The sequence below is a fragment of the Prevotella amnii DSM 23384 = JCM 14753 genome, assembly GCF_000378745.1.
Classification (GTDB): Bacteria; Bacteroidota; Bacteroidia; order Bacteroidales; family Bacteroidaceae; genus Prevotella; species Prevotella amnii.
Map to the genome: position 1 here is coordinate 38,302 of NZ_KB905271.1, position 23,569 is coordinate 61,870.

Consider the following 23,569-nt stretch of genomic DNA (forward strand, 5'->3'; position numbering starts at 1 on the left):
AAGTGGCAGCAGAAAACATCACCTTTTACCCTCTAAAACATCACCTTTTAATGAGCAAAACATCACCTTTTACTCATGAAAAGGTGATGTTTTTTCTTCACTAACGGCATAAAAAAAAGCACTAACAGCCCTTACAGCCGTTAGTGCCTTTATATATTGTCTACACCCTTGCCCGCTAAAGAGCCTTACTCTTAAAGCCCTTACCTTCAGAAGCCCCATGTAAGAGCCTCTAAAGGGCGAGGGGTGGGAGGGTTAGAGCTGCTCGCTCCAGTCTTCCTTAGTCTTACGTACGTAGCTTTGATAACGTAGCTTAGCCATATCTTCACAAGCCTTAAAGAGCTCATCAGCCTCAGCAGGATATGCTTTCTTTACTGATAAGAAGCGCACCTCGCTTGCAAGATAGTCCTGGAACTTCTCCCATTGAGGAGCCTTAGAATCGAGAGAGAATGGGTTTTTGCCCTCTTCAGCCAACATAGGGTTATAACGCCATAGGTGCCAGTAACCAGCTTCTACGGCACGACCCTCCTGTGCTTGTGAGCGTCCCATACCGCCCTTAATCTTCAAGCCGTGGTTAATACATGGCGAGTAAGCTATGATGAGCGATGGTCCATGATAAGCCTCAGCCTCTTTTATAGCTTTAAGGGTTTGAGCATTGTCAGCTCCCATAGCTACCTGTGCTACATATACATAGCCGTATGTAGTGGCCATAAGCCCAAGGTCTTTCTTACGTACACGCTTACCCTTAGCGGCAAACTGTGCGATAGCGCCAAGCGGAGTAGCCTTAGAGCTTTGTCCACCAGTGTTAGAATATACCTCAGTATCAAGCACAAGGATATTAACATCTTCACCCGATGCAATGACGTGGTCTAAACCACCATAACCTATATCGTAAGAAGCACCATCACCTCCTATTATCCACTGTGAGCGTTTTACCAAATAGTGGTCTAATACTTTAAGCTCTTTACATACAGGGCAGCCAGCCTTAGCACCTTCTTCTATGAAAGGCTTTAGCTTATCACTTGCCTTCTTAGATGCTTCAGCATCGTCCATGCTTTCTATCCACTCCTTAGCAGCTTCCTTAAACTCGGCAGGCACATGTTCGTCGCTTGCCTGCTGTGTTAATAAGAACTTGATACGTCCGCGCATCTTCTTATTACCCAAAGCCATACCAAGCCCAAACTCGCAGAAGTCCTCAAACAAAGAGTTGTTAAAGGTAGGACCCTGACCACGCTCGTTAGTGGTATAAGGTGTAGAAGGCACAGAGGCAGAATAGATAGACGAACACCCAGTGGCATTGGATATCATCTCACGGTCGCCAAAGAGCTGTGAAACGAGCTTGACATAAGGAGTCTCACCACAACCTGCACATGCTCCAGAAAATTCGAACAGTGGCTGTGCAAACTGTGAGTTTTTAACGTTCATCTGTATATTAACCAAGTCTTGCTTGCTCTTAACCTGCTTGGTAAGATATTGCCACTGTGCTGCGTTGTGCTTGGTTTCTTCGCTTGCAGCGTTAAAAGGCTTTAAGGCAAGTGCTTTCTCGCCTCGCTTACCCGGACATACGTCTACACAGTTGTTACAGCCTGTACAGTCGAGGTCTGATACCTGAATGCGGAACTGCATGCCTTTAAGCTCTTTAGGCGCCATAACGTTTATGGTAACATCGTCGAAACCAGCCTTCTCCTGCTCGTTAAGCACGAAAGGACGTATAACAGCGTGAGGGCAAACATACGAGCATTTGTTACACTGTATGCAGTTTTCCGAGTTCCATACTGGCACGAAAGCTGCCACACCACGCTTCTCATAAGCTGCCGTACCTGTCTGCCATGTACCATCGGCAGTGCCGTGATTAACAAAGTCTGATACCTTTAGAAGGTCGCCAGCCTGTGCGTTCATAGGGCGGCAAAGCTCTTTAACGAAAGCAGGAGCATCGTCGTTTTCCTTCTCATCGTCAGGGAGATTAGCCCAAGAAGGGTCTACCTCTAAGATGTTATACTCACCTCCACGGTCTACAGCGGCATAGTTAAGATCTACCACGTCCTGACCTTTTCTGCCATAACTCTTAACGATAAATTCCTTCATCTGCTCTATAGCAAGATCTAAAGGAATAACCTTTGTTATGCGGAAGAAAGCCGATTGTAAGATGGTGTTGGTACGTTTGCCCAGCCCTATCTCCTGTGCTATCTTAGTGGCGTTGATGTAATAAACGGTGATATTGTTTTTAGCAAAATAGCGTTTTACCTTGTTAGGAATAAACTTTACGAGCTCCTCACCCTCAAAGATAGTGTTTAGCAAGAAAGTACCGTTCTTACGCAGACCGCGTGTAACATCATACATGTTAAGATAAGCCTGCACATGACATGCTACAAAGTTAGGAGTCTTAACCTGATAGGTAGAGCGTATGCGCTCATCGCCAAAGCGAAGGTGTGAACAGGTGAAACCTCCCGACTTCTTAGAGTCGTACGAGAAATAAGCCTGACAATACTTATCAGTGTTATCACCTATAATCTTTACAGAGTTTTTGTTAGCACCTACCGTACCATCAGCTCCAAGACCATAGAACTTAGCCTCAAAGGTGTTTTCACCACCAAGTGGTATTTCCTCCACCTCAGGTAAAGAGGTAAAGGTAACATCGTCTACAATACCCACAGTGAAATGGTTCTTTGGCTCTGGGAGCTCTAAGTTGTTATATACAGAGATGATGTGTGAAGGTGTGATATCTGCCGACCCTAAGCCGTAACGTCCACCCACTATCAAAGGCTTGATGTCAGCATCGTAGAAAGCCGACTTGATGTCTAAGTATAAAGGTTCGCCCTCTGCACCCGGCTCTTTAGTACGGTCGAGCACCGAAATGCGCTTAACAGTCTTAGGAACAGCTGCAAAAAGATGCTTCTTAGAGAAAGGACGGAACAAGTGTACCGCAACCATTCCCACCTTCTTGCCCTGCTTTAAAAGGTAGTCTATAGCCTCTTTAGCAGCCTCAGTGGCAGAGCCCATGAGGATAATAATGTTTTCGGCGTCCTCAGCTCCATAGTAATCGAAGAGATGATGCTCACGACCTGTTATCTTAGAAATCTCGCCCAAGAAATGTTCTACTATCTCTGGAACGCTGTTATAATACTTATTGCTTGCCTCACGGTGAGTGAAGAAGGTCTCAGGGTTTTCTGCTGTACCACGTGTTACTGGGCGTTCTGGGCTCATAGCACGGTCGCGGAAACGCTTAACATCGTTCATATCGAGTAGTGGACGTATCTCTTCCTGATCCATAAGCTCCACCTTCTGATATTCATGAGATGTGCGGAAACCATCAAAGAAATTGATGAAAGGCACCGAAGACCTCAATGCCGACAAATAGCTTACTGCAGAAAGATCCATTACCTCCTGCACAGAGCCAGAACAGAACATGGCAAAACCTGTCTGACGACATGCCATAACGTCCTGATGATCGCCAAAAATACTAAGAGCGTGGCTGGCAAGTGTACGCGCTGTAACGTTGAAAACGCAAGGTAAAAGCTCACCAGCTATCTTATACATGTTAGGAATCATCAACAGAAGACCCTGCGAAGCGGTAAACGTTGTAGTCAAAGCACCAGACTGAAGAGAACCATGCACAGCACCTGCTGCACCGCCTTCAGACTGCATTTCCTGAACACTTACCTCCTGACCCCACAAATTCTTACGTCCCTTAGCCGACCAATCGTCTACATGCTCCGCCATAGGTGAAGAAGGAGTAATAGGATAAATAGCTGCTACCTCTGAGAACATATAGCTCACATGAGCAGCTGCTTCGTTACCATCACAAGTGATAAACTTTTTTACTTTAGCCATTTCTTTTTAATTAAAATGTTTTTTATAATGTTTTTGTTGTTTTATATATTATGGTTTGGCAAAACTTTCTTCGGATTCCCTTAATAAAGGAAACCGAAAAGCCATAAAGGCACATTATTGTCTGAACCAATTTCTTCGTTATATTGAGCATAATAAGTCTGGGCATTCATACGCACATTAGCCGTCTTAGCATCGCAAACCCTTATGCTCTTATCGCCGTCTACAATGTAAGTACCCGCCTTCTTACTGTCGTTAATAATATGGCTGGGCCACAGGTTGTTTACCAAAAATATCTCCATAAGCTCCTGAACGTCGCACTGAATGGGATAAATGGCATGCACAAGGTTAGTATTATGAAGCATCAGCTTTGCCGGCTTCTTAGGAAAAGACTGCCCCTGAGGGTAAATGATGTTTATTAAACGGGCATCAGCCAAGTTCTTAATATAATTCATCACAGTAGCCCTACTTGTGTTAATGCTACTTGCCAAACTGCTTATATTGGGTGCTTTAGGGCCTCCTAAAGCCAAAAGGTAAAAAAGATCTTTTATCTTTGTGAGATATTTTAGCTCTATCTGCTTTATTAATAAAATATCCACCTCTATCATCATGTTCATCGTCTTGAGCAAATTCTCTGAGAAATTACGATGCTCTAAGAAAAAAGGATAAAAGCCATGATGTAGATAATCTCGAAAATAAATCAAAGGATTCACCTTTGATAACACCTCTCTTGCTATCGACTCGTGATGAGATAATATCTCTTCTAACGAATAGCTCTTCAATCTTAAGCCAGCCTTTAGGTTAAGATACTCACGGAAAGAAAAACCTAACAAATTATAACTCTTCACTATACCGTTAAGCTCCGGATTCTCTTCCTTTAAGCGCATAACACTGGAACCTGTGAAAACTATCCGCAAAGAAGGATAGCTATCGTAACATTTCCTTAGCTCGGCGCTCCACGAAGGCTGCTTAAAAACCTGATCGATGAGCAACGTCTTACCACCATTACGATAAAACTCACCAGCAAAATCGGCTATGCCCCTACCCTGAAAATAAAAGTTGTTCATATTAATGTAAAGACATTGACGATCTAAAGCTCCGTATCTCTCCTTAGCATACTGCAGTAAGAACGTTGTCTTACCCACACCGCGCGTACCTTTGATGCCTATTAGACGGTCGTTCCAGTCGATCTCGTCCATAAGAGCTCGGCGCACAGGGGCATTCACATGTTCTACCAAATAGGTATGTGTACGAAAGAAAGTATCCATTGCTTACCTTTGCTTTATAATTTGCATTGCAAAGGTAATATTATTTTCTATTATTTGCAAACTCTACTTTACAAAAAATATTATTTTTAATCTTTTATTTTTGCGCAAGACATTACTTTCTATTACCTTTGCAAACCCCAAAGAAAAAAATTAAAATATGATTTTACACATTTTTAATCCAGAGCACGACGCTGCTCTTGCTAACAACGATAAACACTTTGTAGCATCGCACGCTGCACGGCTATTACGTACGGACCTCGACTTCTTGCCCGCTCTCTATGCTAAACCTAACGACTTGGTTTTAGTAAGCGACTATCTTTCGGCTAAGAAGCATCTGAAACAATTGGAAAAGTTTGCCCAGACATATCATCTTGTTACCTTAGACACCCTGCAAAACATAAAAAGCGACATAACAGAGATAAGACCTTGGGCTTGGGACAAGGCTATAAAAAACAGTTTAGATAACGTAGGTATAAGCAAAAAACTTATGCCCACAGACCAAGAGCTAAGCATGATAAGGGACGTTAGCAACAGACAGTTTTCGGCATCTGTGTTAAAAGCACTAAAACGCTCGCTTAACCTTCCTAACATAGTGGGAGAAGCCGTATATGTAAACAACATGAAAGAGCTTACACTATATGTGAAATACTATAAAAAAGCCATCTTAAAAGCCCCTTGGAGCTGTAGCGGGCGAGGCATAAGATACATTGACTCTTTACAAGACGCATACACCACTAACTGGGCACACAACATTATAAGAAAGCAAGGAGGAGTGATGATAGAGCCTTTCTATAGCAGGGTGAAAGACTTTGGTATGGAGTTTTATGCCTATATGAGCACGGTAGACTTTCAGGGAATATCGCTCTTTAACACCACAAACGGTGCTTACTCGGGCAATCTTATACAAAGCGAGGACTACAAGCTATCTGTGCTTGCTAAATATGTTAACCCCGATGAGATAATACTTATAAAAAACAAGCTCGAAATGCTCCTAAGACAATACATAGCCAAACGCTACACAGGACCTTTAGGGGTGGATATGATGATAGTAGCTGACGAAAAACACAAAAAAGCCAAGAAGCCCTCGTTCTTTATACACCCTATGGTGGAAATAAACATGAGGTACACCATGGGACACGTTGCTCTAAAACTATCTAAAACGCCTGAAGCTATAGGAAAGATAATGCTCACTGAGTATGACGGGTCGCACTATCATCTGCGCCTAAGCCAGCATAACACCGAGCTTTTCTCTTTATAACACCAAACTATACAACGCTAAAGGCTAAAGGGAAAGCCGCTAAGGCTACAGCCTTTATGTTATTAAAGGCTAAAGGAAAAACAGCTAAGAGATAAAAGGGAAACTCTCTTTTTACCTTATAAAAATATAACTCCTAAAACTACTAAGATAGCCATTATGATAAGGATCATTAACAAGCCACGCTTAAAAAGCAGCCTACGCTTTCTTCTCTCAGAATGTATCTTACTACTAAACTCTGTGTACTGGTTATGCTTTGCCATACATGCAGTTTGTTTTTAGTTAAAGCATTATAACATAATGCCTATTTATATTATTAAAGAACCTAAAAAGAATAACTATTGCAAAAGTACGAAATATTATAAAAAAGACGAGGAAGCATTTACCTTTTTTTTACACTATCGTGTATTACCCCCCCCCAGTTTTTTAATTATTTTAACCTATAAAATCAGCCACACCCCTACCCTTTCTTTGGGTAAGCGTGTGGCTTTATAGCTTATAAAGACATGCTCTTCTATAGCCATGGCTTGCTTTAAGCCATGCTATGCGGCAGCAAAAATCCATTCGTATATGCCACTGCACACACCAAAGAGCAAGATACCTACCATGCAAACGGCTAAAGCCATCTTGGTATTGTTATCGCTCTTAAAGGTTGGCAATGGGCTATCTGTACGAACAATGTACATAGCCTTAACAATCTTAAGATAATAGTAAAGCGAGATAACCGTGTTTAGCAAGGCTATGAACACCACTGCGTATGCCCATGCACCCATAGTAGTTTGCACAGAAGCCCCCTTAACGCCTGCCATAAAGACAAAAAACTTAGAGAACATACCTGCAAAAGGCGGAATACCAGCTAAAGAGAACATAGCCAAAGTCATTAGTAACGACAGGCGTGGATTAGTTTTATAGAAGCCATTATAGTCGTCTATCTCTGTTTTGCCTCCGTTATTCTGTTCTACTACAGACACTATGGTAAAGACAGCCATGTTAGCAGCAACATATATAAGCACATAGTAAGTAAGCGCACTTATAGAGCTTGCCCAGTCAGTGCCTATAGCTGCAAGGATAATATACCCTGCCTGCGAGATAGAACTAAATGCCATAAAGCGTTTTAGCTCGCTCTGTCTCACTGCAAAGAGGTTAGCCACCGTGATAGAAAGCACTATGACAATCATTAAAAGCACATGCCAGTAAGTCATCATGCTACCAAAGACATGGAACAAGATGCTTAGCAAGGTAAAGGCAGCTGCGCCTTTAGAGATAACACTGAGGTATCCCGTTACGGTAGTAGGCGCTCCCTGATAGGTATCGGCAGTCCAAAAGTGGAAAGGCACTAAAGATATTTTAAAGCCAAGCCCACTGAAGAAGAACACCAGTCCTGCCACTGTTAAGAAGTTAGGAGTTATCTTTGCAGCAACATCGCCAAAGTATAACGTGCCATAAGCAGCGTAAAGCATACTTATACCATACAGCATCACACCGCTTGAGAAGGTAGCCGTAAGGATAAACTTTGCTGCACCTTCAGCCGAATTGTTACGTTTCTCATCGAAAGCCACCATGCAAGCCAAAGGCACTGATGCCATTTCTAAACCTAAGAAGAACATAAGGAAATGGCCCGCACTCATCATTACAAACATTCCCAACAAGGTAGAAGTGGTGATAAGGTAAAACTCGCCTTCCTTACCGCTCTTCTTAGCCCACTGAGAGCTTTGCAAAAACACTATAAACGTGCCCAGTGAAAGTATTGCCTTCATAACGTTTACAGCACCCGATGTAGTGTACATTCCCCCGAAAGCCATCGTAGGCTCTAAAGGCAGCAGGCATACTATAGTGTTAAGCAACAACAGTACACAGGCAAGCGGGTTGAGCCACTTACGCTCTTGCGACTTAGCCGACACAAAATCGGCAACAAACAAAATCACCAAGACAGCTACAAGGCTTGCCTCTGGTATCATCTTATAAAATTCTGTATAATTCATTTTGCTATAATCTTATAAGTTACCTATTGTTGGAACATACTCTATGATATGGCTAAAGATAGGTGCTACACCGCTGATGATTATCTTTTCGAAGATGATAGGGAACATTCCCAGCCCGGCTACGCAAAAGATAAGTCCGCCAATGGCTAAACGTTCGTCCCAAGAGGCATCGTGTAGCTTAAAGAACTTGTCGTTAGCCACTTTCTGAAACAATATCTTACCCACTACACGCAAGATGTAAACGGCAGTAATCACTATCGCCGTACAAGCCACTATGGTAGCTACACGGTGGAACATACCTGCGTTATGGAACGAACCCACAAAGATAGTCATCTCAGCCACAAAGCCCGAGAAGCCCGGAAGACCAAGGTTAGCCAGTCCGGCTATAACATACGACACAGCAAGGAAGGGTATTACCTTCATTAATCCGCCAAGATAGCGCACATCTCGCGTGCCAGCACGGTGGTATATCATACCTATACATGCAAAGAACAGGGCAGTCATAAGTCCGTGAGACAACATCTGAAGAATGGCTCCCGTTATGGAAGTCTGGGTAGTCATGACAAGCGCAAAGAGCACCATACCACAGTGAGAAACAGAGGAATAGGCGTTGATATACTTTAAGTCGGTCTGCACACAAGCCGAAAGCGCACCATATACTATAGATATAGTGGTAAGGACTAAGAACACCGGAGCCCATACCGTTAAGGCATCAGGCATTAAGAACATAGCTATACGCAAGCAGCCATACCCTCCGAGCTTCATCAAAACACCTGCATGGAGCATAGACACTGCCGTAGGGGCAGAGGCATGACCATCTGGCGACCATGTATGGAAGGGGAATAAAGCACCAAGCACACCAAAACCTATAAAGACAAATGGGAAAAAGATGTTCTGCATCTTCACCGGCATGGCGTGCATCTTAGCAAGCTCAAGGACATTCATCGTAGAAGAGCCACTAAAATAGTAAATACCCAGAATACCTAATATTATAAGAGCAGAACCTCCCATAAGCATAAGGGTAAGTTTCATAGCAGAATACTCCTTAGCTCCAGTACCCCAAACACCTATTAACAAATACATAGGTATCAAAGCTACCTCATAAAACATAAACATGGTAAACATATCTATAGATATAAAGAAGCCAAACACACCTATAGAAAGGAGTACGAACCAAAGGAAATATTCCTTTTTCATAGGTTCCTGCTGCCAAGAGGCAAAGGTACCTGTGAAAACTATCACCGCAGAAAGCAATATCATTACCACTGAAATGCCATCTACACCAACGGCAAAAGCTATGTTGAGAGGTTTAAACCACATAGCAGAAGCAGAAAGCAACATACTACCTGTATTACCTGCCTCACGCTGTTGTATGAAATAAACGGTAAGCCATATAGCTCCCACTAATAACAGTGAAGAACCAGCTACCATAACGCCACGCACCTGATTGTCGTTCTTGGCAACCCAAAGCCCCAAAAGCATCAAGACGGGGATTATTACGAATAATGTTAATATCCAACTCATTTTTTTATATCAAGCAAAGTAATACTAATGTTAAAGCGATAGTACCTGTTAAGAACCATATTACATATTGGCGCACATCGCCACTCTGCCAAGAGCGTATAGACTCTCCTGCCTCGTTAGCACCCCAAGCCATAAAATTGAATGTGCCATCTATAACACGACGATCGAACCAAGCAATAGGAATAGAGAAGAAACGGAATACTATCTTATGTGTGAAAAACTGCCATGCACTGTCTATATAAAACCTGTTTAACGCCGCTCTATGAAGACTTGGCATAGCACGCTGCAACGCATCGGCAACGGGCTGCTTCTTACCCATATACATAAAGGTAGCTAAAGCAATGCCGATAACAGCTGCTACGATACTTGTGGTGGCTATACCTGCATCGATATGTATATCGTAGCGCAAGCCATTAGCACTTACGAAACGCCCAAAGGGTATCAAGCCTGCCACACAAGAGATGATAGCCAAGAACACAAGCGGACCCCACATAACAAAAGGCACCTCCTGAGGACGACGACGATGCTCCGGATCTAACTCATAATAAGACTGACCCCAGAAGATAACATAATAAAGACGGAACATATAAAACGCCGTCATACCTGCTACAAGCGTCATTATCCACTTCAATGCCTGACCCTCTGCACCGGGGAGAGCATTACAAGCCGATATTATCTCGTCCTTTGAGAAGAAACCTGCAAAGGGAGGAATACCAGATATGGCAAGGCAGCCTATCAGGAAGCAAATGTTTGTAATGGGCATATACTTATGCAGACCGCCCATGTACTCCTTAAAGTTGCTACCTATAATAACTATTATTGCTCCAGAGCATAAGAAGAGCAACGCCTTAAACATAGCGTGGGTAAACAAATGGAACATTGCTGCCATATAGCCTAACCCTCCATGATGTAAAAACTCTGCCGAAGAGAAGCTGCCCTGCTTACTATCGTAGAAGCAAACCCCTAAGGCTACAAGCATATAAGCTATCTGAGAGATAGTAGAAAAAGCCAAGCCTCGCTTAATATCTTTCTGCGCACAAGCCACGGCAGCTGCATAGAAAGCTGTAAAAGCAGCTATCCATGCTATCCAGTGAAGCTGCTCTTGAGCACCAAACTGTAAGTAGATGGGCAGCAAAGACGCTACCTGAAACACACCAGCTACAACCATCGTTGCCGCATGGATTAAAGCCGAAACAGGGGTAGGACCCTCCATAGCATCGGGAAGCCATATATGTAATGGGAACATAGCCGACTTACCTGCACCACCGATAAACATCAGAAACAACGCCGTAGGTATTGCCCATGATGTAGAAGGGTTAGTAGCTAAAGAAGCGAGCTTACCTACAAGGTGAGGATTTACCGATAAGTCGTAATTGAAAGTACCTACATAGAAACTGAAAAACAATATTCCTATAAGGAAAAACAAATCGGCAAAACGCGTTACTATAAACGCCTTCTTACTGGCATGTACCGCTGTATGCTTTGGATAATAAAAGCCTATCAACAGATAAGAGCACACACCCACAAGCTCCCAGAAGAGATACATCTGGAAGATGTTAGTAGCTACCACCAAGCCTAACATAGAACAGGTAAACATAGACAGGTAAGCATAGAAACGCTGGAAACCATGCTCATACTCCTCAAACTCATATTTCTCGCCTCGCTCTGCCATATAGCCAAACGAATAGATATGTACCATGAAGCTAACCGTGGTGATAACAACAAGCATCATCACGCTGATAGGGCTCAAGCGGAAACCTATATTAAAGGTTAGAAGATCTGTAAACTTTAGCCAGGTGAGGTTAAACACCGTTATTGTAGGGTAAGCACCCTGACCACCGTCAAGCCTACCATTAACAACCTTAAAGACCTCGCCCATGGCTGTAAACTCTCCCGTATAGAAGAAGTAACGATAAGCTGTATAAAGACTCAAGGCAAACAACACACCCAGCATGCAAGTGCCTGCAATACCTGCCACTTTCTTAGGCATCTTCATTCCTGTTAGTCCTAATACTAAAAAGCTTAGGAAGGGAAGAAGGAGTATTAAAAATGCGTAATCGAACATAATCTTTTTTTATAATTTCATGTTTTCAATACTGTTCACCTGATCGTTATGGAAATGGCGGTAAACATTAATAATTATAGCAAGTGCCACGGCTGTTTCGGCAGCACTGACACCTATGGAAAACAGTGTGAAGAACATGCCCTCAAAACCACTGGGATAAAGCAAACGGTTAAAAGCAGCAAAGTTGATATCAACACTATTTAATACTAACTCGATAGAGATAAGCATCGCAACAAGGTTACGACGGGTAACAAAACCAAATACCCCAATAAAAAACAGTATTCCGCTAAGTAGGAAAAAATATTGTACTGGTATCATTCTAAGCCTCCTTTTTGTTTTTTTTATTTAATATAACCAGCCCGCCTATGATACAAGCCAGTAAGAAGAGCGATATAAACTCGAAGGGCAACACATACCCATACTTATCCGCACTCATAAGCGTTGTGCCTATCTTCTGCATTGGCACCTCGCCTTTTACCGATGAAGACACTACAGCATTTAGTAGCTCGTTCTTTAAAAACACAGCTGCCACTACCACAAAGCCTACCACGGCAAGCCCAGCGGCTAAGAACGTACGCTTACCGAGCCAACGCTCTGACAAGCCACGAAGGGTCTGCTTATTAACAAGGTGAATGGCAAAAACATATACCATGGTAATGCCACCGGCATAAATGCTTATCTGCACAGTACCAAGGAAGGTATAGTCGAGCAAAAAATACATTCCTGCCACACCAAACAACACAAACAACAACGCCGTTGCTGCACGCATAATCCTACTGGTTAGCACCGAGAAAAAGGCTGCTGCCAATATTACTACGGCTAAAACCGCAAACATAATAATCTGTGCCATAGGGCTTATTTCTTTTTGGTATTAAAGGTTCCTACTTCCCAGTCGGCTCCGCCATCAATGATGTTAGGCAAAGACCCTCCGGTATAAACTTCTTTATCAAGATGAAGAACGAGCTTAGAACGGTCGAAAACAGCATTCTCAAAGTCGTTTGTAAACTCGATAGCACCGAAGCCGCAAGCATTTGTACACAGCTCACAAAACATGCAATCGCCCAAATCGTACTGATAATCGACAAGCTGCTTCTTCTTCCTGCCCTCCTCGTTGGTAACCATCTGCGACAAGATGCGGATAGTTCCGTTAGGGCAAGCTTTCTCACACATGGTACAAGCAGTACACTTATAGTTGCCTTCCTCATCGCGGATAAACGTCAAACGCCCACGATGGCGTGCAGCAACGTGTAAGGTTGTTTTACGATTCTCTGGATACTGCTCTGTCGACTTTGGTGTGAAATATTCTTTCATCGTAACCTTTAAGCCGGTAGCCAGTGTCTTTAGAGCACTCCCAACCTCACCGAAATATGATTCTTTCTTTTCTTCCATATCTCTTCTTAAGCATTAATAGTAAACGTCCAGCCGAAGGCTACACACACCGTCATTAAGACTAAGATGACCAGCGACAGGGGCATTAAATATTTCCATTCGAGCTTTAAGATCTGGTCTACACGCAGACGAGGGAAAGTCCAGCGCACCCACATAAGCAGGAACACCACTACAAACGTCTTACCCAAGAACCAGACAATGCCCGGAATAAAGTTCATTACACTGTCGAAGCCCTCGATACCTATATTTAAAGGTGCCCAGCCTCCTAAGAAAACTGTAGTGGCAATACCCGAGACTACAAACAGATTAAGATATTCTGCTAAGTAATAAAAGCCAAAACCCATACCAGAATATTCTGTATGGTAACCTGCGGTAAGCTCGCTCTCGGCTTCTGCCAAATCGAAAGGACCACGGTTAGCCTCTGCATTACCTGCTATGCAAAACACCAAGAATGCCAGCAAGGCAGGTATATGTCCCTGTACGATGAGCCACTGCCAAGGACCCGTCTGTGCTTCCACAATACCAGATACCTGCATCGTGCCCGTAAGGATAACGGCAGAGATAAGACACAAGCCCAAAGAGAGCTCGTAAGAAATCATCTGCACTGCCCCACGCATAGCCGAAAGCACAGAATACTTGTTATTACTACCCCAACCAGCAAGGAACACCCCTACTACACCTATCGAACTAATAGCTGTAACGAGGAATATACCTACGTTAAAATCGAGAATGTTAGCACCTTTGTTCCAGGGAAGGAACGAGAATGTACCCACCGAGGCTATAATAACCAAGAAAGGCGCTATAAAATATATCAGCTTATCAGCCTTATCTACTGAGAAGATCTCTTTAATGAGCATCTTCAATACATCGGCAAACACCTGCAATGTGCCCCACCAGCCCACACGCACCGGACCTATACGACACTGGAAGTAAGCACATACCTTACGCTCCATGAAGATAAGCACAATAGCAAGCACAGCATAAGCCGTAAGGATTATCAGCCCCACTACAATACACTCTATCAGGGTAGAGGAAAAATTGCCTAAGCCCAGCGTTACTCTTAGCAAGGCATCAAACCATTTTGTTATAATACTAAAATCGAACATTATATGATTTTATGCTTAATTATTTACTTTTTTTTATACCTCTTCCTTAACGGTCGATGTCTGGAATAACAAAGTCTAAAGCGGCTACGTTGGTAATCAGGTCGGCTACCTTTTCGCCTCTCAACATCTTATCCAAAGCACCCACCAAGGTAAGACCCATAGGGCGGAACTTAACACGATACGGACTCTTATCTCCACGTGAGTCGAGATAACATCCAAACTCGCCACTGGCTCCCTCCACAGAGAAGAACCACTGCCCTTGAGGCACCTTTATTATAGGTCGCTGCTTAATATAGAAATCGCCTTCAGGGATATTATCTATTAGCTGCTCTATGATGTTAAGGCTCTCATAAATCTCTTTTATATGGCAATAGTAACGATCCATAGAGTCGCCATGGGTCAAAACTACCTCTTTAAAGTCCACCTTATCATACATATCGTATGGGTGATGCTTACGAACATCGTTTCTCCAGCCTGCTGCACGACCTGCCGGACCCGTTACAGCGTAGCTTATAGAGTCTTCTCGGCTCATATATCCCACCTTCTCCAAACGCTTATGAGTAATGACGTTATCGCCAAAGACGTCGAGATATTCCTGCACCATAGGGCGAAGATACTTGCAGAGCTTCTTCACATTATCTACAAAGTGAGCATCGATGTCTGCCTGCAAACCACCTATACGATAGTAGTTTTGTATCAAACGTCCACCGGTAGTCTCCTCCATTACGTTAAGCACATGCTCACGGTCGCGCATACCATAAAGGAAAGCGGTAAGCGCACCAAGGTCTTGAGCCACACATGAGGTATAGAGCAAGTGGTTATCTATACGCTGAAGCTCGTCCATAATGGTTCTGACATACTTTATACGGTCCGAAAGCTCCACACCAAGCCCTTCCTCTATTACACCCACTAAAGCGTGGCGGTGCATCATAGCCGAAAGATAGTTCATACGGTCAGTAAGAGCCAGTGTCTGTGGATAAGAAAACTCCTCACAAAGCTTCTCTATACCACGATGTATATACCCAAGATGGGGATAGATGCGCTTAACGGTCTCACCGTCTAAGACTGTCTGCAAACGTAGCACACCATGCATGGCAGGGTGCTGCGGACCAAAGTTTACCACATAATCGTCATCGGTAAAGAGCGAATGCTTTGTAGAAACAAGATTGCCACTACCATCTAACGACCACTCCAAAGTGGTATCCACCTCTACATCGTCGGTTAAGGTATAAAGGTTTTTTGTAGGATCTTTATCGAAATCCTTACGCAAAGGGTAACCATTACTATAGTCGTTACGCAAAAACAGACGACGCATATCAGGGTGCCCTAAAAACTTAATACCAAAAAAGTCGTACACCTCGCGCTCCAGCAGCTCGGCATCTGCCCATAGCTTGATGACAGAAGGAACGACATAATCCTCATCTATCTGCTTAGCTATCTGCTTTACCGATATACGCTCATGCGAAAGAGTGTTCTCAAGAATGTAAATACAGCCTAAGCCCTCTTCCTGACCAAAGTCTTCACCAACAATAGTTACAAGGTAATCGAAATGATTCTCGTTCTTTAATCTTGCCATCTCAAGGGCAAAACTATCAAAGCCAAATTCTTTATTTTCTAATTTCATCTTCCTTATATACCTTATTTATTATTAGTATCCGATGGCTTACTTACAGAGTTAAGCTCATCTATCTCCTTACCAAGCGATTCTACCTGCTGCTTAGTTACAGGCTTATCCACCACAATAGTATCTTTCTTTATAGGCTTAGCCTCTGGAGCCGCAGCCTTTGCTGCTACTGGCTTTCTTACAGGCTTAGCCTTAGAGCCGTTCTCCTCTAACCAAGCTGCCTCACGCTTTTGCTTTATCTCAAGAGGGTCTATGCCCAGCTTATCCTTAAAAATAAGCGTAGCATTACTTACACCAAGCTCACGCTCTGAAGAGGTCTGCTTATGGTTGACACCTCCAAAAAACTTCTCTATCTTTACCTTACGCTGAAGCTGCATCATACCATAGATAATAGCCTCAGGACGAGGAGGACAGCCCGGTATATAAACATCTACAGGGATAATCTCGTCTATACCACGCATAACATGATAACTATTCTTAAACGGACCTCCAGAAATGGCACAGCCACCCACTGCAATAACATACTTAGGCTCTGCCATCTCATCATACAAACGCTTAAGAGCCGGAGCCATCTTATTAGTAATAGTACCGGCACACATTATAAGATCTGCCTGACGAGGAGAATTACGAGTTACCTCAAAGCCAAAACGGGAAAAGTCGTAACGGGCACAGCCCACAGACATAAACTCGATACCACAACAAGATGTAGCAAAGGTAAGAGACCACAACGAATTACTACGACCCCAGTTTATCAACTGATCCAAATTGCCCAAAACAAGGTTAGTACCACCATCGTTAAGGTCGGCAGCCATCTTGTCAAGAGTTTCGTTGTCCTTCCATTCTTCATAAGGAAGCGATTTTATCCTGGGCTTTCTTATTTCCATTCTAACGCTCCTTTCCGCCAAGCATAAGCAAGGCCAAATACTAATACCAACATAAAGAACCCTATCGTAAATAACGCTAAAGGCCCAAATGACTTAACAACAACCGCCCAAGGATACAGAAACACCGTCTCTACATCGAACATAAGAAAAAGAATGGCAAAGAGGTAATAACCTATATGCACAGGCAGCCAAGACTGACCATACGTAGGAATACCACACTCGAAAGGCTCACCCTTTATCGGACTGTAAGACCGCGGACCTATCAGCTTGGCAATGACATAAGCAGCCACTACCAAAAAAGCAGCAGTTATCAATACGGTAACAAATAGTGTGAAATACATAAATTTATATAGCTATAATTTTTATTTAATAAATTAACCTTGTCTCGATTTCATAACCACCGCAAAGGTAATAATAAATTCTCTAAAGAATAAAAAAATATAGTAAAAATGTAATATTCACTTTGCAAAGATGATTTCTAAAATACAACTAATTGGAAATAAAGAAGTTACCTTGTTTGTTAAACTGAATAGGTAACGATTTGGAAACGAGCGAACTACTTGGTGTTGCTGTTTTCTGCCTAACAAAGAACGCTTGTTATTCTGTCTGCAAAGATAATACTTTGTTACCGAATAACAAGCGTTTATGCTAAGAAATTCTTTGTTTTGCGTTTTTTTGTAAACTCGTATGGCTTATAGTTTTCTCCCTCGTTTCTTTCTGTTCGCTTGGTATCTGAGCTTGCGCTGCCATGCTGCTTCGGCATAATCATCGCCCTGTGCGGATGGTGTAATCAAATCGCCTAACCCTTCCACAACTTCATCGGCTGCACTAACAATGGTGTCTGCCACTGTACTAATAGAATTCTGCACTTGTGGTGTGTCATTGTCTCGTGAGATAGAGGAACAGCTTTTGGATACGAGTTGATAGCCTGTATCAGGCTGTTCGTTCTTTTCTGTCGGTTCTTGTATTGTGTGGTGTGGTTTCTTAAATTCTTCTTTGTTTGTTGGTTCAAAGTTTCTTTGCAAGGAGTGGTAGCCGAATTCCCTGCCGATTTCCGATGCCTTGAAAGATTGTCCTGTGTATGAGAATTTCAAGCCATAGACCTTGCCCTGCTTGTTCTTCATGCGCTCTATGGTTATTCCCTGCCTGTTCAGCTCGTAGAGGAACATGGAGTGTCCCGTGATACCTGTGCCTTTGTATTTTTCAAGTAGGGCATAGCAAATCTTCTGAACCTGCTGCTTGGTCTGTTCCCTCGTGGGATTTACTTTCGCCTTCTGATGCTTCCTTTCTGCTTTGACTTCCTTTGCAATAGTCAAGCCTTTCTCCCTGCTGATTTCCTCTGTAATCCTTGCAGCCTTGTTGCTTACAAAGGTAGTGTCATAGACTTCTCCGTATAGGCTGATGCGGTTGGCGATAATGTGGATATGTCTATTGTCGGTATCCTTGTGCGTTACTGCCACCCATTGGTGGTTGTCAAGCCCCATTTTCTTGGCAAACAGATGGGCTATTTGGGCAAGTTCAGAAACTGATAGTTTCTTCTCGTCCTTTGGCGCAATGCCGATTTCGATGCGCAGGAACTTGTTTCTGCATCTGGTATTGTAATCGCTGACCAACTTCATTTCCTCGTAAATAGCCTTTGATTCTCTGCAACAAAGGTTATGGAAGGCAAGCCGATTGCCCAGCTTGCCTTCTCTAAAGATATAGTCCAATGCAGTACTTCCGTGTGCTATCGCCTTACACTTTCCTATCATACCTCGGCAGATTTAAGACCTTATATATATCGTCACCAATGCGAAAGTGAGGGTCGAAAAAACGCTTAAATGCTTCTTTGGCACATATCGAAAGGTTCTTGGTTATCGACACCCATGACTCGTCCTTTATCCTGATGAGGTTGGAAACCTGTGCATAGTACATTCCCGTTCGGTGGAGTACGGCAATGGCTTCCTTTTCATTATCGGTCATCTTGGGAACGGCTACCACTTCACCATTCAAAAGTATCTCACGGCAGTACTCGGAGAACTTCCGCCCTGTGCTTTCTGCCTTTGCCTTGATGCGCTGCTTCTCCTCCAAAGTACACCTAACCTTGATGAACTCCGTCTTGTTCATCTGTTTTTCTTCATTGTCCTGCTGCTGCCATTGGGTAGCTTTTCTTCTGTATTTTTTCATATAAGTTTCTCTGAAAGTTAATCATTATGGATGATTCATTGCTGCTTAATTCCTGAACGCTGACCGATGAGAACGGAGTGATTATGGTCTAATCTCCCCGATAATTTAACAAGGGGAGCAAGAGCAGTTTGTGGGTACAAACTGACGTCTTGCAATGTCAGTGAAAAAGCCGATAACGCCCGAAGCGTTTCTTTACTTGAAATCGAATGCACGACATTCCATGTTTAACTGCGTTCGTGGCATTCCCACCGTTCAATTATTGGGTCAAGAATATGGTATTCATTTTTCCGAGAAAGGGTTGAGGGTTTTGCACAAAAAGGTCATCACTTTTTTTTGAAACCCTCACCTTTTGTTCGTGCTTACAGTTTCCTCCATTTCTCTATATCTTCTCCGTACTCATCTAAATGGCTGCGCACGAGGTTCTCCACGAAACTTGAAAGATTGCTGCCCCTGTCGCCCAATCTTCGCACGATAAGGTCTGCACGTTCCTGTGTTTCCTTGCTCAGATAGACAGCCTTCCTATTACTGAGTTTGGCAGGTAAAAGATAGGCTTGCTTGTAGGCTTCAAGCGTTTCCTTTCTCATTTTGGCACTGATGCGTTTCTGAACGGGTGCATTCTCTGGCAGCCTTGCTTGTTCAGTTTCGTGTGAAAGCTCGGTACACCGTGATACCTCTGTGTTCTGTAATGGCTCGACATCCTCTGATGGCTTACCGCTCCGTGTCATCTTTGAGTGCTGCTGGCTACTTCTTCCGAGCAGTTCTTCTTCGTTACCACCTAAATAATATGAAAGGTCATACTCTACCTCTGTTGTTTTCTTCTTTTCCATTTTTCTATCTCATTTTATGTTTAACTTGTTTCATCTTAACAGACTTACCTTGCATCTGTCCTTGTCGTTTTAGTTTCTCACGTACCCTATGGACGTGATACTCGTTGAGGTCTTTGAAGTCCCTGTAATGCACGGACATATCCTCCACCTTAAAACCTGCCTTCACGAAATCTGCCGTAGCTCTGCGTCCTGCTTCATCATTGTCAAAGAATGTACGAATAGAAAACACCTGTCTTTCATTGAGGTAGCGGATGCTCCTCGCTACATTGCTTACGGAGTTCATCACAAGACAGTGGTTGGTAAATTCTTCTTTCATTGAAAGAAAGGATAGAAAGTCCATAAATCCCTCGAATATACAGACAGGATCAACTCTGTCCGTAAATATCGGAGTAATGTCCTTTGGTGCTATTGTTCCCTTGAACATACCGTTATCTCGAAGCTCATAACCTCCCGATTGATTGGCAAAGCCGATAGCTTGGTAATGGCGACCTCCTACCTCATAGCTGATACAACGCAGAAAGGGCATAGCCTTTTCTATGTTGATGCAGCGTTCTTCCGTGAGGTATTTCTGCAAGTGGGGTGGCAAGGTGTCTGATATACCTGTCAGTCTTCTTGCCCCACTTGGGGATGCCATAGGTTTGCTACTTCTTTTCATTGCCCTGTCTGCCTTTTGAGAACTGCAAGCAGTATAATCGGGAGCGTTCCGCCCCAATAGGCGGATGGCTTCCAACAGCGTGCAGCCTTCTAACCGCACACAAAGGTCGATAATACTTCCGCCTTTGCCTTCGGCATAATCTATCCAAAGGTTCTTTTCTGTGTCCACCTTGAAACTTGGATGCGTGTCTTCACGAAGCGGTGAATGGTAAAGGGCATAGGCTGGTGTGCTGCGCACTGGTTTGATACCTTTCCTTTCAAGATACTCCACTATGGGGTATCGCTTAATGCGTGATAAATCTTCTTCTTTCATTGTTTATTTATTGTTATTGGTTGAACATTTATTCATTCTGATTTTTATATCGGATTATATTTTGATTATGCTGATAGCGCAAACTTCATTGATGCTTTTTTGCTTCCTAAAGTTTTTCCCCTAAAAACTTTTTTCACTTTCTTCTTACTACATATAGTTTAATTGTAAGTAATTGATATTCAGGTATGAGTTGTAGTAAACAACTATACTACTCACGCTACTACATCAAACTACTACAGCTATTTACCAGTGGGCAGGGGTGGATTTTCCTAATCTTATACACATAGACAGGACTACAACCCTCACGCCTCTTGCTTACCTTTTCAAAGCCAGCCCTTTTGAGTGCTTCGCCCATACGTTTGAGTGTCAAAGGTTGATGCGTATAAACACCTAAATAAGCGAGTATTTCGGTAGTGGTCATGTAAGCACAATGAGGATTGTCCTCTGTTGGTTTCTCAAAGCAGCGCAACAGGAGTTCCATTTCAGCGGTCTGCACTTGGAAGTCCTCACTCTCCCTGTATAGCTCCGCTATCTCGTCATCATTGAACCAATATCGGAAGCCAGCGTTTAACAAGGCTTTCGCTTCGGTATAGACTGCATCCATAGAAATACCTTTAGCTCGTTCAATATCAATGGCAAGCACCTCAAAGGGTAGAAATCGTCTGCTTCCTGTCGGGTCTGTCAAAAAATCATTGCCGTTTACCGATGCTACAAAACTCGCCAAGTGTGGGTGTTCCTCCACATACTTGTCGTAAGGCATACGGTATTTGACCATCGGGCAGGTGATGAGGTTCTTGAGTTCATTCTCATCACGCTTGTTGAGGGCTTTGAGCTGGTCGTCAATGTTTACGATAAGGTTTTGACCAATATAGGTAAGTGTGTCTTTCTCCTGCGGATATATTTTTCCTGTGTAGCTGTAACCGTGAAGGGCAGGAGGACAAAGTAAATCAAGAAAGGTAGTCTTGAACTTACCTTGTTCTCCTGTCAGTACAAGGCAGGTATGGTTACGGCATTCACGGTCATCCATAGCGTTGGCAACCACTGCAACCAGCCATTTGGTAAGGTACGTCAGCCACTTCTCGGAGTTACGGACGGTAACGCACGATGCAAGATTGGCGATGGCGCATTGGTTTATCTCTATCTTGTATAGCACTTCTGAGGCATCAACCGTTGGCAAAGCCTTGAAGTAGTCCTGTATAGGATTGATGCGTGGCGAAAAGCTGCTTTCGATGATGGAATAGAGATTGTCGGACGATGTAATGATGCCAATGTCGGAGTCAAGTTCCCTACGGAGAGAGTTGATTTCATAGCGTCCAACCTTTGTGAAACGATTGCTTGCATCTTTACTGCTTCGGTATTCCGTCCTGCCCAGCACGGTATTATACCTGAACGCATAGTGCGCACGGAGATAGGTTTCTATCTCGCTGTTTTTGGAGGTGTTTCCCCTGCGTTCGGTAGAATTGCCAGTTGTTTTCATTCTGCTTTTATCTGCTTCATTTTTCATTGTTTACCCGTTTTGGTTTCCAAGAGTGAAGTTACGGCGAGAATGTCAATGTTCCAAGCAATCTGAGCATGCTTGCATAATGTTGCACTCATTGGCAATGAATTTCTCACGGATTTCTGACAGGAAGAAGCAGGAAAATAAGGATTTCAGGCTAATATAAGGGAGCAAGTATAGAAATACTACAAGAAAAGTATGTACTTATTTGCTCCAATCTGCACTGTATTGCTTTGACTAAAACAAACCTAGGAAAAAGGAAGATAAGGAACTACAGAATAGTAAGAAAGATAACCGCATTTCCTTTGGTTTCCCTATTCTTCCCTGCTGTTCCCCACTGCTTTGCGGATTGGAAATAAGCGCATACTTTTGCACGCAGAAACATGCGATGAAAAGCAAATTGCAAAAGGAAAATATAAACAAAACAATATAACACTATGGGATATTTTATCATTACCGACAAACAATGGGCGATGCTTAGGGACGAAATCCTCACTCTTGCCCAAACCTGCCACAAGGCATTTGGAGAACCGAGCAGACACACCGATTGGCTGCACAACGGTGATGTGTGTAGGCAGCTTAATATCAGCAAGCGCACCTTGCAGCATTATCGTGATACGGGCGTGCTGCCGTTTACACAAATCGGGCACAAGTGCTATTATAAGCGTGAGGACGTGGAGCGATTGTTACAGACAAAATCAGAGAAAACCAAGAACAACAAATAGACAAACAATGAAAAGATGGAAACAATTAGAGATTTGAACATGGACACGGACGATATGCAGGTGGTGCTGTCCGCTATCCACAGTGTGAACAGGAGAATCAGGGAAGTGTCACAGACACACAAGCCGCTCTTTGGTGGTGAGCACTTCCTCACAGGCAAGGAAGTGTGCGAAAGGCTGTATATCAGCCCTCGCACCTTGCAGGATTATAGGGACAGAAAGATTATACCCTATACACAGTTTGCAGGGAAGATACTTTATAAGGAATCAGACTTGGAGAGGCTTTTAGATAATTAGTCCACCCTTAAAAGCCTAATATTCATCTGATTCATAGTATATTATGCTATAAATTATTTGCAAATATCTGCAAGTTTTTGTACCTTTACATTATAATTCTTGCAGATATTTATGCTTAAACGTACATCCAAACAGCTCTCTATGTTCTCTTCTTTAGAGGACATGCTTAG

General features: G+C 43.2%; 21 protein-coding genes. 3 read left to right on the forward strand and 18 right to left on the reverse strand.

Translation table 11 applies throughout. From position 1 onward, the window contains the following. Nucleotides 1-252 precede the first annotated feature (252 nt). A complete protein-coding gene (nifJ, locus tag F596_RS0103785; RefSeq protein ID WP_019035912.1) occupies nt 253-3,828 on the reverse strand; it encodes a pyruvate:ferredoxin (flavodoxin) oxidoreductase in 3,576 nt (1,191 codons plus the stop codon). Between the two features lie 80 nt (nt 3,829-3,908). After that, nucleotides 3,909-5,093: an ATP-binding protein gene (locus tag F596_RS0103790; RefSeq protein WP_019035913.1), complete on the reverse strand. Its 1,185-nt coding sequence runs from the start codon at nt 5,091-5,093 to the stop codon at nt 3,909-3,911. A 157-nt stretch (nt 5,094-5,250) separates the two neighbouring features. Here F596_RS0103790 and F596_RS0103795 point away from each other — a divergent pair, with 157 nt between their 5' ends. Then, nucleotides 5,251-6,351, forward strand: coding sequence for a hypothetical protein (locus F596_RS0103795; protein WP_019035914.1), 1,101 nt, complete (start codon nt 5,251-5,253; stop codon nt 6,349-6,351). A 116-nt stretch (nt 6,352-6,467) separates the two neighbouring features. On the opposite strand, the gene F596_RS11990 is transcribed toward F596_RS0103795, so the two are convergent. From F596_RS11990 to F596_RS0103880, 16 genes are all read right to left on the reverse strand, one after another. Continuing rightward, a complete protein-coding gene (locus F596_RS11990) occupies nt 6,468-6,611 on the reverse strand; it encodes a hypothetical protein (protein ID WP_019035915.1) in 144 nt (47 codons plus the stop codon). A gap of 279 nt (nt 6,612-6,890) precedes the next feature. Then, on the reverse strand, nt 6,891-8,330 hold the full coding sequence (locus F596_RS0103810; RefSeq protein ID WP_019035917.1) for an NADH-quinone oxidoreductase subunit N: 1,440 nt from the start codon (nt 8,328-8,330) through the stop codon (nt 6,891-6,893). A gap of 12 nt (nt 8,331-8,342) precedes the next feature. Then, entirely contained in the window at nt 8,343-9,854 is a 1,512-nt protein-coding gene (locus tag F596_RS0103815) for a complex I subunit 4 family protein (RefSeq protein WP_024992654.1), read from the reverse strand. A 4-nt stretch (nt 9,855-9,858) separates the two neighbouring features. Further along, nucleotides 9,859-11,919, reverse strand: coding sequence for an NADH-quinone oxidoreductase subunit 5 family protein (locus F596_RS0103820; protein WP_024992655.1), 2,061 nt, complete (start codon nt 11,917-11,919; stop codon nt 9,859-9,861). Nucleotides 11,920-11,928: 9 nt separating this feature from the next. Then, nucleotides 11,929-12,237, reverse strand: a complete 309-nt coding sequence (gene nuoK / locus F596_RS0103825) for an NADH-quinone oxidoreductase subunit NuoK (protein ID WP_008450431.1) — start codon at nt 12,235-12,237, stop codon at nt 11,929-11,931. 1 nt (nt 12,238) lies between these two features. Next, complete coding sequence (locus F596_RS0103830) at nt 12,239-12,769, reverse strand: NADH-quinone oxidoreductase subunit J family protein (protein ID WP_008450305.1); 531 nt, start codon at nt 12,767-12,769, stop codon at nt 12,239-12,241. Between the two features lie 5 nt (nt 12,770-12,774). Then, nucleotides 12,775-13,308, reverse strand: coding sequence for a 4Fe-4S dicluster domain-containing protein (locus tag F596_RS0103835; protein WP_008450277.1), 534 nt, complete (start codon nt 13,306-13,308; stop codon nt 12,775-12,777). A gap of 8 nt (nt 13,309-13,316) precedes the next feature. Next, nucleotides 13,317-14,414: an NADH-quinone oxidoreductase subunit NuoH gene (gene nuoH, locus F596_RS0103840; protein WP_008450485.1), complete on the reverse strand. Its 1,098-nt coding sequence runs from the start codon at nt 14,412-14,414 to the stop codon at nt 13,317-13,319. A gap of 46 nt (nt 14,415-14,460) precedes the next feature. Then, nucleotides 14,461-16,038, reverse strand: coding sequence for an NADH-quinone oxidoreductase subunit D (locus F596_RS0103845; RefSeq protein ID WP_019035920.1), 1,578 nt, complete (start codon nt 16,036-16,038; stop codon nt 14,461-14,463). Nucleotides 16,039-16,052: 14 nt separating this feature from the next. Continuing rightward, nucleotides 16,053-16,922 (reverse strand): NADH-quinone oxidoreductase subunit B, encoded by an 870-nt coding sequence (locus F596_RS0103850; protein ID WP_019035921.1) that lies wholly within the window; start codon nt 16,920-16,922, stop codon nt 16,053-16,055. Next, nucleotides 16,913-17,263 (reverse strand): NADH-quinone oxidoreductase subunit A, encoded by a 351-nt coding sequence (locus tag F596_RS0103855; protein WP_019035922.1) that lies wholly within the window; start codon nt 17,261-17,263, stop codon nt 16,913-16,915. The genes F596_RS0103850 and F596_RS0103855 overlap by 10 nt, the downstream gene beginning before the upstream one ends. Before the next feature lie 351 nt (nt 17,264-17,614). Then, entirely contained in the window at nt 17,615-18,673 is a 1,059-nt protein-coding gene (locus F596_RS0103860; RefSeq protein ID WP_019035923.1) for a relaxase/mobilization nuclease domain-containing protein, read from the reverse strand. Next, nucleotides 18,657-19,088 carry a plasmid mobilization protein gene (locus F596_RS0103865; protein ID WP_019035924.1) on the reverse strand — a complete coding sequence of 144 codons (432 nt, stop codon included), beginning with the start codon at nt 19,086-19,088 and terminating at the stop codon, nt 18,657-18,659. The genes F596_RS0103860 and F596_RS0103865 overlap by 17 nt, the downstream gene beginning before the upstream one ends. Before the next feature lie 359 nt (nt 19,089-19,447). Beyond that, nucleotides 19,448-19,915, reverse strand: a complete 468-nt coding sequence (locus F596_RS0103870; protein ID WP_019035925.1) for a DUF3408 domain-containing protein — start codon at nt 19,913-19,915, stop codon at nt 19,448-19,450. A 4-nt stretch (nt 19,916-19,919) separates the two neighbouring features. Further along, nucleotides 19,920-20,882 carry a toprim domain-containing protein gene (locus tag F596_RS0103875; RefSeq protein WP_019035926.1) on the reverse strand — a complete coding sequence of 321 codons (963 nt, stop codon included), beginning with the start codon at nt 20,880-20,882 and terminating at the stop codon, nt 19,920-19,922. 220 nt (nt 20,883-21,102) lie between these two features. Continuing rightward, nucleotides 21,103-22,386: a virulence-associated E family protein gene (locus F596_RS0103880; RefSeq protein ID WP_019035927.1), complete on the reverse strand. Its 1,284-nt coding sequence runs from the start codon at nt 22,384-22,386 to the stop codon at nt 21,103-21,105. Nucleotides 22,387-22,817: 431 nt separating this feature from the next. Here F596_RS0103880 and F596_RS0103890 point away from each other — a divergent pair, with 431 nt between their 5' ends. Both F596_RS0103890 and F596_RS11440 read left to right on the forward strand, forming a co-directional pair. Continuing rightward, nucleotides 22,818-23,105, forward strand: coding sequence for a helix-turn-helix domain-containing protein (locus tag F596_RS0103890; RefSeq protein WP_019035929.1), 288 nt, complete (start codon nt 22,818-22,820; stop codon nt 23,103-23,105). Nucleotides 23,106-23,120: 15 nt separating this feature from the next. Then, complete coding sequence (locus F596_RS11440; protein ID WP_026302361.1) at nt 23,121-23,399, forward strand: helix-turn-helix domain-containing protein; 279 nt, start codon at nt 23,121-23,123, stop codon at nt 23,397-23,399. Nucleotides 23,400-23,569 lie beyond the last annotated feature (170 nt).

Excerpts from the sequence above, each read along its gene's own strand:
- nifJ (WP_019035912.1), bottom strand. The coding sequence starts at position 3,828 with ATGGCTAAAGTAAAAAAGTTTATCACTTGTGATGGTAACGAAGCAGCT.
- F596_RS0103790 (WP_019035913.1), bottom strand. The coding sequence starts at position 5,093 with ATGGATACTTTCTTTCGTACACATACCTATTTGGTAGAACATGTGAAT.
- F596_RS0103795 (WP_019035914.1), top strand. The coding sequence starts at position 5,251 with ATGATTTTACACATTTTTAATCCAGAGCACGACGCTGCTCTTGCTAAC.
- F596_RS11990 (WP_019035915.1), bottom strand. The coding sequence starts at position 6,611 with ATGGCAAAGCATAACCAGTACACAGAGTTTAGTAGTAAGATACATTCT.
- F596_RS0103810 (WP_019035917.1), bottom strand. The coding sequence starts at position 8,330 with ATGAATTATACAGAATTTTATAAGATGATACCAGAGGCAAGCCTTGTA.
- F596_RS0103815 (WP_024992654.1), bottom strand. The coding sequence starts at position 9,854 with ATGAGTTGGATATTAACATTATTCGTAATAATCCCCGTCTTGATGCTT.
- F596_RS0103820 (WP_024992655.1), bottom strand. The coding sequence starts at position 11,919 with ATGTTCGATTACGCATTTTTAATACTCCTTCTTCCCTTCCTAAGCTTT.
- nuoK (WP_008450431.1), bottom strand. The coding sequence starts at position 12,237 with ATGATACCAGTACAATATTTTTTCCTACTTAGCGGAATACTGTTTTTT.
- F596_RS0103830 (WP_008450305.1), bottom strand. The coding sequence starts at position 12,769 with ATGGCACAGATTATTATGTTTGCGGTTTTAGCCGTAGTAATATTGGCA.
- F596_RS0103835 (WP_008450277.1), bottom strand. The coding sequence starts at position 13,308 with ATGGAAGAAAAGAAAGAATCATATTTCGGTGAGGTTGGGAGTGCTCTA.
- nuoH (WP_008450485.1), bottom strand. The coding sequence starts at position 14,414 with ATGTTCGATTTTAGTATTATAACAAAATGGTTTGATGCCTTGCTAAGA.
- F596_RS0103845 (WP_019035920.1), bottom strand. The coding sequence starts at position 16,038 with ATGAAATTAGAAAATAAAGAATTTGGCTTTGATAGTTTTGCCCTTGAG.
- F596_RS0103850 (WP_019035921.1), bottom strand. The coding sequence starts at position 16,922 with ATGGAAATAAGAAAGCCCAGGATAAAATCGCTTCCTTATGAAGAATGG.
- F596_RS0103855 (WP_019035922.1), bottom strand. The coding sequence starts at position 17,263 with ATGTATTTCACACTATTTGTTACCGTATTGATAACTGCTGCTTTTTTG.
- F596_RS0103860 (WP_019035923.1), bottom strand. The coding sequence starts at position 18,673 with ATGATAGGAAAGTGTAAGGCGATAGCACACGGAAGTACTGCATTGGAC.
- F596_RS0103865 (WP_019035924.1), bottom strand. The coding sequence starts at position 19,088 with ATGAAAAAATACAGAAGAAAAGCTACCCAATGGCAGCAGCAGGACAAT.
- F596_RS0103870 (WP_019035925.1), bottom strand. The coding sequence starts at position 19,915 with ATGGAAAAGAAGAAAACAACAGAGGTAGAGTATGACCTTTCATATTAT.
- F596_RS0103875 (WP_019035926.1), bottom strand. The coding sequence starts at position 20,882 with ATGAAAGAAGAAGATTTATCACGCATTAAGCGATACCCCATAGTGGAG.
- F596_RS0103880 (WP_019035927.1), bottom strand. The coding sequence starts at position 22,386 with ATGAAAAATGAAGCAGATAAAAGCAGAATGAAAACAACTGGCAATTCT.
- F596_RS0103890 (WP_019035929.1), top strand. The coding sequence starts at position 22,818 with ATGGGATATTTTATCATTACCGACAAACAATGGGCGATGCTTAGGGAC.
- F596_RS11440 (WP_026302361.1), top strand. The coding sequence starts at position 23,121 with ATGGAAACAATTAGAGATTTGAACATGGACACGGACGATATGCAGGTG.